We start from the raw sequence: 11,136 nt of genomic DNA, 5'->3' as shown, positions 1-11,136 counted from the left end.
TTACCATGGTCAACGTGACCGATAGTGCCCACGTTTACGTGTGGTTTATTACGTTCAAATTTAGCCTTAGCCATAATAATCTCCCTCGTTTACGTCGAGCTACTCGATCATAACTGAGTAATGAACACAGGTGATGTTTAACAATTTAAAAAAACGTTAAACCCTAATACTTTAAAAGCAGACTAAAAAGCCTGCTTCATTTACAATAACACTATATAGCACAATCTGGAGCTCTTATCGAGATTTGAACTCGAGACCTCTCCCTTACCAAGGGAGTGCTCTACCACTGAGCTATAAGAGCGAATTCACTTCAACTTATGGAGCGGGAGACGAGGATCGAACTCGCGACATGCAGCTTGGAAGGCTGCCACTCTACCAACTGAGTTACTCCCGCACAGTCATCACTTTCAATGCTTGATGTTTTAACGAGACATTTAACAGATGATTGAAGTATAAAATGGTGGTGAGGGAAGGATTCGAACCTTCGAAACTTTCGTGGCAGAGTTACAGTCTGCTCCCTTTGACCGCTCGGGAACCTCACCTAATTACACACTCTTTTCAGTGCTTATTCCAAACTAACATACTAAAGAAATGGTGCCGACAATCGGATTCGAACTGATGACCTACTGATTACAAGTCAGTTGCTCTACCAACTGAGCTATGTCGGCGTTTCTTTTGTTTGATACGTTTCGTATCGGAACGGTGTGCAGTTTAGCAAATTTTAGAATTAGTGCAAGCACTTTTTATTAAAAAAATGCTTTTTTCTCACAAAATTAAGCTATTTGCCGATAATTCGACCGCCTTTATCACTGCACGGGCTTTTATTTGCGTTTCATTCCACTCTGAACTCGGTACAGAATCCGCCACAATGCCTGCTCCAGCCTGTACATAGACTTTTTTATCACGAATGACACCTGTACGAATGGCGATTGCCAAGTCCATTTCACCATGCCAACCCAAATAACCCACTGCACCACCAAATACACCACGTTTTACTGGTTCTAACTCATCGATAATTTGCATGGCTCGGATTTTTGGAGCACCCGATAGCGTTCCTGCTGGGAAAGTCGCTTGCAATACATCTAAAGCATCAATACCCTGTTTCACTTTACCTTGCACATTAGACACAATATGCATGACGTGTGAATAACGCTCAATCACCATTTTATCGGTGACTTGCACCTCGCCAATTTCAGCGACACGTCCAATATCATTACGTCCCAAGTCAATCAGCATCAAATGCTCAGCAATTTCTTTTTCATCTGCCAATAAATCTTGTTCTAAAGCCAAATCTTCGGCAGCGGTTTTACCACGTGGGCGTGTACCTGCGATTGGACGCACGGTCGCCATACCGTCCTCTAAACGACATAAAATTTCGGGTGAAGAGCCGACAATATGAAAATCCTTGCCATCCGCCAAAGTATAACCTTGCAATAAGAACAAATAAGGCGATGGATTGAGATGACGCAAAGCACGATACACCGAAATGGCATCACCATCAAAATCCGACACCATACGCTGTGCAGGCACGACTTGCATGACATCACCTGCTTTTATATATTCTTTGACTTTATCGACATCTTGTAAAAATTTTTCTTCGCCGGTCATGGATGTAAATTGTGGAAAGTTATGCTTTTGTGCAGTCAATTGCACAGGTTCAGCAAGCAATCGTTCAATATCGTCTAGATGTTGCTGTGCCGTAGCAAAAGTTTCGCCTTGTGTGGTATCGGCATGATAAATCAAAAATAACGTATCTTTTAAATTATCAAATACAATCACGGTTTTAGATAGCATTAACCAAATATCTGGCAAGGCAATTGGATCGTTCTTTGGGGCATTGCCTTTTAGTTTTGGCTCAATATAACGCACCGCATCATAACCAAAATAACCCACCAAACCACCTGTAAATTGCGGTAATTGTGGCGTTAGCTCATGTGGTGGTACTTTGAATTGTGTTTGATAATCACGGATATATTGGAAAGGATCTTGGCAATCTTGCGTACTGATCTTGCCTTGTGCATCTTGAATACTCAAAACGCCATCATTACACGAAAAAACTGTACCTTCACCCAAGCCGATAATGGAATATCTCGCCCACGTTTCACCACCTTCCACCGATTCAAAAAGATAAGCCAATTTTTGTTGGCGTAAACGTGCAAACACGGTCAAAGGCGTTTCGGTATCGGCTAAACGCTGACGGTAAACAGGAATGGTGTTGTAGCCTGCTTGTTGTAGCTGTTCAAATTCGGTAAGGGTGATCATTGGCATTCCTATCTAGCTTTATATTTGAATCAATAATGTCATTCAGTCCACTATAAAATACTGTAAATTGGATACATTTACACTATTTTATTAGAACTCAAAAATCTACTGCAATGTTTGACTGAGTTCTCGCATCAAAAAAGTAATATTAAAAAAATAATCAGGATGCTGTTCACGGCTTTCGGTGACATCCCATAAGCACCAATAATTGATGATATAAGCAAATAAAGGATGTTCAGATTGCAATAATGCTTCAATTCTTGCCCACATCACAAGGTCTTGATTTTCTTCCCAAAAATATAAATCAAAAGATGCAACAATTAATTCCATCATCAATGATTTTTCATGTTCATCAATAGCATATTGCTGATAACACTGAATAAATTCATCCAGCCGTGTTTCATCCGCAAAGATCAAATGCCAATCCTGATTATGCTCATCATCATCAAAATTAAGCAGTTGATTAAACTTTTGGCGAATAGGTGGAATCATTCAATATTTTCCTTTTGATCTATTTTATCTTGATATAGCTTAAAATTTTCATTATCAAAACAGACAAAAATAATTTCCTTCAGCTCACCAACACTTTGATTTTGCATAAATTCTGTTACTGTTTGGATTGCAATTTCACATGCCAAATCTTTGGGAAAACGATAAATACCTGTTGAAATATTTGGAAAAGCAATGCTCGTTGCTTGATATTGTACCGCCAATTTCAAACTTTCAGTATAGCAACTGGCAAGTAATTCTTTTTCCTGATGATTTCCACCATTCCACACCGAACCCACCGTATGAATAACATATTTTGCAGGTAAATTTCCTGCTGTTGTTATCACGGCTTGACCTGTTGCACAACTTCCTTCTTTAGCTCGAATTTTGCGGCATTCTTCTAAAATTTGCCGTCCACCTTTACGATGAATTGCACCATCAACGCCACCGCCGCCTAATAATGATGAATTGGCTGCATTGACAATAATATCAACGTATTGCTCAGTAATGTCGCCTTGAATAACGCTAAGTTTCATATTTTCTCTTATCAAATTAAAACATTTAAGTTATCAATCACACACTGCGGCTGACAATCAGCTAAAGGCTCACCGTGATTATAGCCATAAGTCAATGCAACACAATCAATGCCTGCACTGCGAGCCGATTCCACATCATTACGAGAATCACCAATCATCAAGGCACGTTCGGCAGTACAATTCAATTTTTCCAAGCTATGCAATAATGGTAATGGTGATGGTTTACGTTCGGGCAAGCTATCGCCACCCAACACCAGAGCAAAATAATCCATCAAATTGAGTTCATTTAATAAATTAATCGTCGCTTGATAAGGTTTATTGGTCACCACTGCCATTTTCTTACCATGTTGCTGGCAATATTGCAAAAATTCCGCCACGCCTGCATATAATGCAGTATCGACACAAATATTTTGCTCATAAGTTGCGACAAATTTGTCAAATACAATTTGATGTTGTTGTGAATTTACTTCGCCATCTTGATGTTTTAGCACACATTCACACAGCTGACTTGCCCCACGCCCAATCCAAATACGAATTTGTTCTTCCTTCACGCTTGGGCGACCTAAATCAGCAAGGGTTAGATTCATGGCACGGTAAATATCTTTGGCAGAATCCACCAAAGTGCCATCAAGATCAAATAAAATCACATCTCGTTGCTCAAGATTGGCAAATTGCTTGGCGTATTGTGTATTTTGATTTAGCATGATTTCCACCTTGATTGATAACTAAAAGCAATAGTAGCAAACTTTAGGCACATAAAAAAGCCAAAGCATGTTTTTGAGCGATACTTTGGCAAGATAAGTGATATGTATAAGTTCGGAAGCCAAATTCATCTCACTTAAAAGTACTATGTATTAGCTGGTTTTCTTACAAATTTTATAGTGATATTCAGTAACCTCATTGACGTTATGTTCTGACTGTTCCACCAAAGTATGACCAAGGTGGGTACAAAACTTTGCAACATCCCAGCTGGTTGATGGATCTGTCGCATACATCTCAATCATTTGTCCAGCTTTGGCTTTGCGGACAGCTTGGTGTAGCATCATCAAAGGTTCGGGGCAATGCAAACCACGTGTATCAAGTTGAATAAGATCGTCTGTCATGTTCATAACCATATAAAATAAGGCAATTTATACACCAATCAGCGTAAAAAAGTACAGCATTTACGGTGATTGAACGCAAATTTATTGAACCATTTATTTTCCATAAAATAAGAATATGCTTTATAGTTGCGTCAGTTTTAAAACCTACAAAAACAATCCTAAAAAGATATTCTGTTAATCTTTGGACAAATATTGCCCAATCTCATCATACAAAAACACAAAGCCATCATCAAGCAACTGTTTTGGCAAAACCTTTTGCCCATCAAGTAATAACGTGGACATTTCCCCCAATGCCAATTTTAGCGTAAATGCAGGTACGGTCATCAAGGTTGGACGTTTGACATATCGCCCCAAAGCTTGGGTAAATTCGGCATTGGTCACTGGTTTTGGTGCAGTGAGATTATACACTTTGGTGATTAGCTGTTGATTTTCATGACGTTGTATAATAAAACTGACCGCCCGTATCCAATCTTGCAAAGCAATCCAACTCATGATTTGCTGACCATCACCCAATTTACCACCCAAACCGAGTTTAAAACTTGGCAATAATTTCGCCAACATCCCACCGCCCAACACATCCAACACTACGCCAGTGCGGATAATCGTGGTCGGAATCGGTGCAGTGAATGCCAAATCTTCCCACGCTTGGCACAATTGATGACTAAAATCATCATGATAGCCACTCTGCTCGCTCAATGGCACATCACCCGATGCCCCATACCAACCAATCGCTGAACCGCTAATCAATAATTTTGGCTTGTGTTCCGCTTGAGCGATAAAATCCAAAACCGCTTGTGTAGGCTGTAAACGACTTTGTAATAAATAGTGTTTGCGTTCATCTGTCCAACGCTTGTCGGCAATACCTGCCCCTGCCAAATTAATAATTAAATCAATTGGCTGTTTGAAATTTTTTAATTCTGTATAGTTAATCAATTCAATATAATCTGATGTGGCTTCTCCACCGACATTACATTGATATAAAAATCGATTGAGTTCTGCGACATCTTTTTGTAATTTATGGCTTTTTTGCTGTGTTACCCAAAAAATTTGCACGCCTTGTTTATGCATATCTTGTGCTAAAAATACGCTTAACGCACGACCTAAAAAACCCGAACCACCTGTGATTAACATCTTCATTTTACTTACTCCTGTTTTGAAAACATTATGCCATAGAATCACAATTTACACTGCTTTTGCGACCGTTTTCACTTTGATTTGTGGTAAAAAAGGGATTACTGCCAATTCGGTCATTTCTGGGGCTTGAGCATCTAAACGTTTTGCCAATTCAGGCAAATGATTAGATGGTACAGCAGGGAATAAATGATGCTCGGCATGGTATAGCAGATTGAAAGTTAGGGCATTCACCAAAGGATTACGTTCTGTACGAGCAATCACATCATGCCCATCACAATCATGGTGCATGCCCCACACCCCGACTATACCGACCAAGGCATTTGCCAAAAACATGATGCAAAATTGATAAATTAAAATTTGCAATTGCGTAATCATTGCCAAAGCGGACATTGCCAATACCAACACACTATCAATGATAATTTGTTTTTTTGCGGTACGGTCTGCCAAATTCCAACCATGTTTATAGATGCGATAACGGAACAACACACCGCCCAATAAGGCTTGCCACCATTGTTTACGTGATAAATGCCCTTCTTCATCATTTTCACCCAAAGTATGGCGATGATGTTCCAAATGACTTTGTCCGATGGCGTGCAGACTAGTAAAGGTCAAAGCACTCAAAATATACAATAAAAACGTGGTGCTTTTGCCTTTGATACCGAGCGAACGATGATAAATATCATGCCCTTGACGGAATGCAGATGCAAAGAAAAAATATGATGCAAAACAAGCCAATACATAAAAACCATGACTCACCAACCACCAAGACAGCAATAAAAACGGATACGGCAATAACACATTCAAGGCAATTTGAGCAGTGCTCAATTGGCGTAAATCTTGCCAAATGATTTGTTTACGCACATTTTTAAAGGCTTTCATGCTTTGCTCCTAATTCTGTTATTTCTGTCTTAACAGAAATTAATAATTAAAAAAATTAGCGTTTGATTTGTCTTTGTTGCGGATTGATTTGACAGCTACCACCATCGCATACAGGCACAGCGGTTTTGGTCATCCATTGTACATAGCCACGCACAAACCATTGCGGAAAGCGATAACGATTACGAGCGAAAATCGGATAAATCGCATCGCTGACTTGTTTTAACACTGGTAAACCAAGCCATTTACCTTTATTCCACCCTGCGGTACGGTACAATAAACGCACTGCATCCATATGCGTATGCCAATTGCCGTGTTCATCACGCACGCATAAATAGGTCATGGCATCTTGATAAGAAATCCCTGCTTGTTGCAACTCTTCTACTGCATCATTCACAGGCACGATTTCAATGTCGGCTGGATTATCTGCGACCAGTGCTTTGGCTTCAGCAGAGCATAAAATACAATCCGCATCGTAAAACATAGTTACTTTCATAGTGATTTACCTTTATTTCGATAATTTCTGTTAAAACAGAAATTTAACTTTAAAAAAAATGCGTACTTATCAAAATATTGTGTTGATAAATACGCTATTTTCTATTTTAAAAACTTTTGAATACTTGCTCCGAGTTTAAGCACTTTACTTAAGGTACTGCTAGACAATTTCAGCATTTCATTCGCCCAACTGGTCAGCGTATCAATAAAGTTATGCGTATCCTTTACTCGCTGTTGAATTTTTTCATTTTCATTGGCAAATTCAGGACTTTGCATCAAGTCATTTAAAAATACCACAGTCGGTGCAAGCTCTTTGCGGTAGCGGTCTTCCACGATTAAACGTGCCAATTCCCATACATCAGTACTGGTGGTGAAATAATCACGACGGTCGCCCATTTTATGTACGGTTTGCACCACATTCATATTTTGCAATTCTTTGATACTGTTACTGACATTTGAACGTGCCACACCCAAAGTTTCTGCAATTTCTTCCGCATGCATCGGCTCACCGATTAAATACAATAAAGCATGGATTTGAGAAATGGTACGGTTTACGCCCCATTTACTGCCCATTTCTCCCCAATGTAAGATAAATTTTTCGGTGGTTGGACTGAGTTGCATGGCTTGTTCAATCATTCAATAAACGATAATTTATTGTGCAATTTTTATTTATTTCTGTCAATACAGAAATTAAAGAACAATGTTCTAATTGTAGCATTTTGTTGTGTCTACTTGGTGTAACTGTGATTTTGTATAACAAAATGCTATGATGCCGCAATTATTTATATTTCAAAAATTGATTATTTGGTGACTAAGGATGCGTCTTCCTGCTTTATCGTCGCTAAAGTTTAACCCAAGCTGGCTATTTGCCGTGGTCGCTGTGGTTTTCTTTGGTATGGCGTGCAAGGTCTTGTTTAACCTAGTTCATCACGTGCATCTTGCAGATATTAGCCGAGCGATTGCCAATATCAGCGTAGAGCGTTTGGTGTGTGCTGTTGCTGCAATGCTTCTAGCCTATGGTATTTTACCGCTTTATGACATTTTGGCAGTACGCAGTATCGGCAGCCATCTACCCAGTAAAAAAATTATTCCTGCGTCAATGACTGCTTATGCGATGGGACATATGCTTGGCGTTGCCATGCTCTCAGCGGGTGCAGTACGTTATCGTTTTTATAAAAGTGAAGGTTTAAGCAATCTGCAAATTGCCAATTTGGTTTGGTTAGTAAGTCTAGCCTTTGGTATGGGCATCGTCACTTTGGCAGCAATCAGCCTGATTTTACAGCCTACCCTAATGATGAACTTATTGGGACATGTTGTTCATCTGCCCAAATTATTGATTCAAGCCATTGGCGTGTTACTGCTACTTGGTATTTTAGGTGTGTTTGTTTTAGCAGGGCAAAATGGGCGTTACGTGACAATTTATAAATGGTCATTTGGTTTGCCACCTATGGCGACTTTGACTCGACAACTTATTGTTGCTATCGCAGATATTTTTGCAGTCGCTTTGATTTTATATGCATTATTCCCTGTCAATTCGGTCAGTTATTTGGCTGTATTACATGCTTTTGTGCAATCTAATCTATTGGCAATTATTAGTCATGTCCCAGGTGGTATTGGGGTATTTGAATTTGGTATGGCAACCGCATTTCCAAATATCCCCACCGCAACATTACTGGCAATTTTACTGATTTATCGTCTGATTTATTTTATTACGCCATTTTTATTGGGTTTGATTTTATTATTGTGGCATGAGCTACAACTCGCTAAAAATAATCAAAAAGCGACAACATATGATAATTACGTCAGTCGTTTACGTGCGATTTCACCAGTACCCATGTCAATAAGTGCCTTTGTATTTGGCATAGGCTTTATTATCTCAGCATTATTACCCAATCATTTTATTACCCAATCCATCAAAAATTTTCATTATCCTTTATTCTTACAATACTTGCCTACCACGATTGCCGAGAGTTCTCGTTTGATGGCATTTATTATCGGTTTTTTACTGTTAGTGACTACGACTGCTCTATTCAAACGCATGTATGGTGCATGGCGGCTAGTTAGTTTTATTGTGCTCTGTTCCTTGGTCACCACCTTAGTCATACGCCCGACGATAATGAGTATTGTCATTCATACTTTTTTCTTATTATGGTTATTGTGGGCAAAATCTGCTTTTTATCGTCATGAGATTATTGTTGCGATTCGCTGGACCCCGAGCTGGTTTATGTGGACTGCTTTATCGTTAATCAGTTGTTATTGGTTTACGTTATTTCTTTATAGTACCACAGCACATCAACCAAATTTTACTGCACACCAAATACATCTTTTACATCATTATTGGACAATTGGGAGTAAAGACTGGGCAACATTTTGGCAAGTCAGTCAGTTGTTATTATTGGTGTTTATGAGCTTTTTGCTATTTAATCTATTACGCTCCACACCGATCAAAGCCAAAGCACCAAGTGCCAAAGATATTATGCAAATGCAAAATATTTTAATTAAAAACCATCAGCAAGTTGAAAGTTTAACGCTAAAAGAAAATCAACAGCTGTGGTTTAGCACTACTCGGCAGAGCTTTTTGGTATATGAGTTGCAGCAGCATCGCTGCATTATTCAATCTCAGCCTATAGGGCAAGCTGAAGAGTTTGACAGTATGCAAGAACAATTGGTGCATGCTTGTATTCGTTCTGGCTTAAGTCCTATACTTTATCAGAAAGCAGATCACGATATGTTTGATGCAGAAGAGAAGCAATAAAAAACCGTAAATCGCAACGGATTTATGGTCTGTTTATTGGACGGTGATTAACGCATAAATAATACCAACGCCAATAACAAAATAATCGCCAAAATCACCCAAACCACCATGCCTACTTTGGCACTTTTCGCACGCTCAATATCTTGACTACGCTCATCGGTGGTTGGTGTAGTCTGCTGTGCTGGTTGGTTGATATCTACATCAGCAGGAATCGGTGCAGGCTTTGGAATACTCACCGATTGTGGCATACCATCCGCACGTACTTCAGTATCTGTACGTTGCTGTAATGTTGGCATACCCTCGTCACTCGGTTTGGCGTTTGCTAAGCTTTGTGTTTCGTCATCGCTATCAAGCTGTTTATCTTCAAGCTGCTGTTCCACGACTTCTGCATCTTGTTCTGACAAGACTTGGAAAATGATTTCCTGAAAATGAATCTCATCGCCATTATGCAACTGCGTCGGCTCACTGATTTGCTGACCATTTACAAATGTACCATTAGAAGAACCCAAGTCACTAATCCAAATACTGCCATCTTCTTTGAGTTCAATCCCCGCATGGCGACGTGATACCAAAGCAGACTGTAATACGATATCCGCTTGCTGATGACGACCAATCAATAAATCTCGATCCACATTAATACTTTGACCTGCAATCCCGTCGCTTAAGCCAATTAATTTCCAAGTCATGGTTTACTCCAAATACGGTATCTGTTCTTACAATGCGTATTATATTAACACTTTATTATCATTATAGTTCTGTTACAGTTTTTTAAATTTATTTCTAAAACAAAAAAAGCCAAACTATGACTGATTTGACTTTTAAATTCATGTTACTAAAGTTGATATATAATATCATTACAGCCTTAGTAACATACGATAAATAATCTATTTATCGTGAAAGATTTACTTAATTAGGAAATCTTCCAATTTTTTACCGCCAGCGATTGCTGTTGCCAACCAACGTGGTTGTTTACCACGACCAGTCCAAGTTTCGCTTGCATTTGCAGGGTTACGGTATTTTGGCTCAACTGGTGCTTTGTTTTCTTTACCAGCAGATTTTTTCTTGCCTTTACGACCGTATTCAACCAATTCGTCTAAAGTCATGCCAATGCTTTTTGCGATATCTAACACTTGTTGATACGCATCACCAACTTTCTCACGTTGTTTCTTTTCGATTGATGCATTGATTTGTTTATTCAATGCTTCCAATTCTACAACATCATAATTGTCTGGGTTAAATTGATTAGTCATAAGTTACTCCAAATAGAGATATAATTTAATTAAACTTTGCTATTTATAACATATAATCTTTAAAAAGCAAATTGTTTTAAGTTATTCATCTATTTTTTGCAGTTTTTTAATTCGAACTTTAGGGTGTGTTGACATACAAAGAAAATCAGTTATTCTGATTATAGCAAAAGAAATTAATAAATGGCACAAATCCACATAAAATAGAAGAACAGGGTATCAATACAATCTAAACGCCA

Annotated in this window: 12 protein-coding genes, 4 tRNA genes and 1 pseudogene; 1 reads left to right on the top strand and 16 read right to left on the bottom strand. The window is 38.8% G+C overall.

The features are described from left to right. The 14 genes and pseudogenes from ACEYX7_RS09250 to ACEYX7_RS09185 form a co-directional block, all read right to left on the bottom strand. Positions 1 to 74 (bottom strand): annotated as a pseudogene (locus tag ACEYX7_RS09250) (hypothetical protein); the annotation flags it as partial. Positions 75 to 226: 152 nt separating this feature from the next. Then, positions 227 to 301 (bottom strand) — tRNA-Thr (locus ACEYX7_RS09245). A gap of 17 nt (positions 302 to 318) precedes the next feature. Beyond that, positions 319 to 394 (bottom strand) — tRNA-Gly (locus tag ACEYX7_RS09240). 64 nt (positions 395 to 458) lie between these two features. Continuing rightward, positions 459 to 542 (bottom strand) — tRNA-Tyr (locus ACEYX7_RS09235). Positions 543 to 592: 50 nt separating this feature from the next. After that, positions 593 to 668 (bottom strand) — tRNA-Thr (locus ACEYX7_RS09230). 97 nt (positions 669 to 765) lie between these two features. Next, on the bottom strand, positions 766 to 2,262 hold the full coding sequence (trpE, locus tag ACEYX7_RS09225) for an anthranilate synthase component I (protein ID WP_374900475.1): 1,497 nt from the start codon (positions 2,260 to 2,262) through the stop codon (positions 766 to 768). Positions 2,263 to 2,367: 105 nt separating this feature from the next. Continuing rightward, entirely contained in the window at positions 2,368 to 2,754 is a 387-nt protein-coding gene (locus tag ACEYX7_RS09220; protein ID WP_374805160.1) for a hypothetical protein, read from the bottom strand. Beyond that, on the bottom strand, positions 2,751 to 3,287 hold the full coding sequence (locus ACEYX7_RS09215) for an O-acetyl-ADP-ribose deacetylase (protein WP_374805162.1): 537 nt from the start codon (positions 3,285 to 3,287) through the stop codon (positions 2,751 to 2,753). Before ACEYX7_RS09215 ends, ACEYX7_RS09220 begins: the two co-directional genes overlap by 4 nt. An 11-nt stretch (positions 3,288 to 3,298) precedes the next feature. Continuing rightward, a complete protein-coding gene (locus tag ACEYX7_RS09210; protein ID WP_374805164.1) occupies positions 3,299 to 3,991 on the bottom strand; it encodes a phosphoglycolate phosphatase in 693 nt (230 codons plus the stop codon). A 150-nt stretch (positions 3,992 to 4,141) separates the two neighbouring features. Next, positions 4,142 to 4,390, bottom strand: a complete 249-nt coding sequence (tusA, locus tag ACEYX7_RS09205) for a sulfurtransferase TusA (protein ID WP_374805165.1) — start codon at positions 4,388 to 4,390, stop codon at positions 4,142 to 4,144. A gap of 174 nt (positions 4,391 to 4,564) precedes the next feature. After that, positions 4,565 to 5,527 carry a TIGR01777 family oxidoreductase gene (locus ACEYX7_RS09200; protein ID WP_374900473.1) on the bottom strand — a complete coding sequence of 321 codons (963 nt, stop codon included), beginning with the start codon at positions 5,525 to 5,527 and terminating at the stop codon, positions 4,565 to 4,567. Positions 5,528 to 5,572: 45 nt separating this feature from the next. After that, complete coding sequence (locus ACEYX7_RS09195) at positions 5,573 to 6,403, bottom strand: fatty acid desaturase family protein (protein ID WP_374900472.1); 831 nt, start codon at positions 6,401 to 6,403, stop codon at positions 5,573 to 5,575. A 55-nt stretch (positions 6,404 to 6,458) separates the two neighbouring features. Continuing rightward, on the bottom strand, positions 6,459 to 6,896 hold the full coding sequence (locus ACEYX7_RS09190; RefSeq protein WP_374805170.1) for a thiol-disulfide oxidoreductase DCC family protein: 438 nt from the start codon (positions 6,894 to 6,896) through the stop codon (positions 6,459 to 6,461). A gap of 101 nt (positions 6,897 to 6,997) precedes the next feature. Continuing rightward, positions 6,998 to 7,531, bottom strand: a complete 534-nt coding sequence (locus ACEYX7_RS09185; protein ID WP_374807053.1) for a GbsR/MarR family transcriptional regulator — start codon at positions 7,529 to 7,531, stop codon at positions 6,998 to 7,000. Between the two features lie 181 nt (positions 7,532 to 7,712). Between ACEYX7_RS09185 and ACEYX7_RS09180 the strand changes: the two genes are divergently transcribed. Continuing rightward, complete coding sequence (locus tag ACEYX7_RS09180) at positions 7,713 to 9,650, top strand: flippase-like domain-containing protein (RefSeq protein ID WP_374805172.1); 1,938 nt, start codon at positions 7,713 to 7,715, stop codon at positions 9,648 to 9,650. A 47-nt stretch (positions 9,651 to 9,697) separates the two neighbouring features. Here ACEYX7_RS09180 and ACEYX7_RS09175 read toward each other — a convergent pair whose 3' ends face one another. Both ACEYX7_RS09175 and ACEYX7_RS09170 read right to left on the bottom strand, forming a co-directional pair. After that, positions 9,698 to 10,336, bottom strand: coding sequence for an FHA domain-containing protein (locus ACEYX7_RS09175; protein ID WP_374805173.1), 639 nt, complete (start codon positions 10,334 to 10,336; stop codon positions 9,698 to 9,700). Positions 10,337 to 10,552: 216 nt separating this feature from the next. After that, the gene (locus ACEYX7_RS09170; protein ID WP_374900471.1) at positions 10,553 to 10,900 is read right to left on the bottom strand and encodes an H-NS histone family protein; all 348 of its coding nucleotides are present in this window, start codon (positions 10,898 to 10,900) and stop codon (positions 10,553 to 10,555) included. Positions 10,901 to 11,136: the final 236 nt, after the last annotated feature.

The sequence above is a fragment of the Hubeiibacter jixunmingi genome (assembly GCF_041928215.1).
Classification (GTDB): Bacteria; Pseudomonadota; Gammaproteobacteria; order Pseudomonadales; family Moraxellaceae; genus Acinetobacter.
This window is presented reverse-complemented; position numbering and strand designations above follow the sequence as displayed.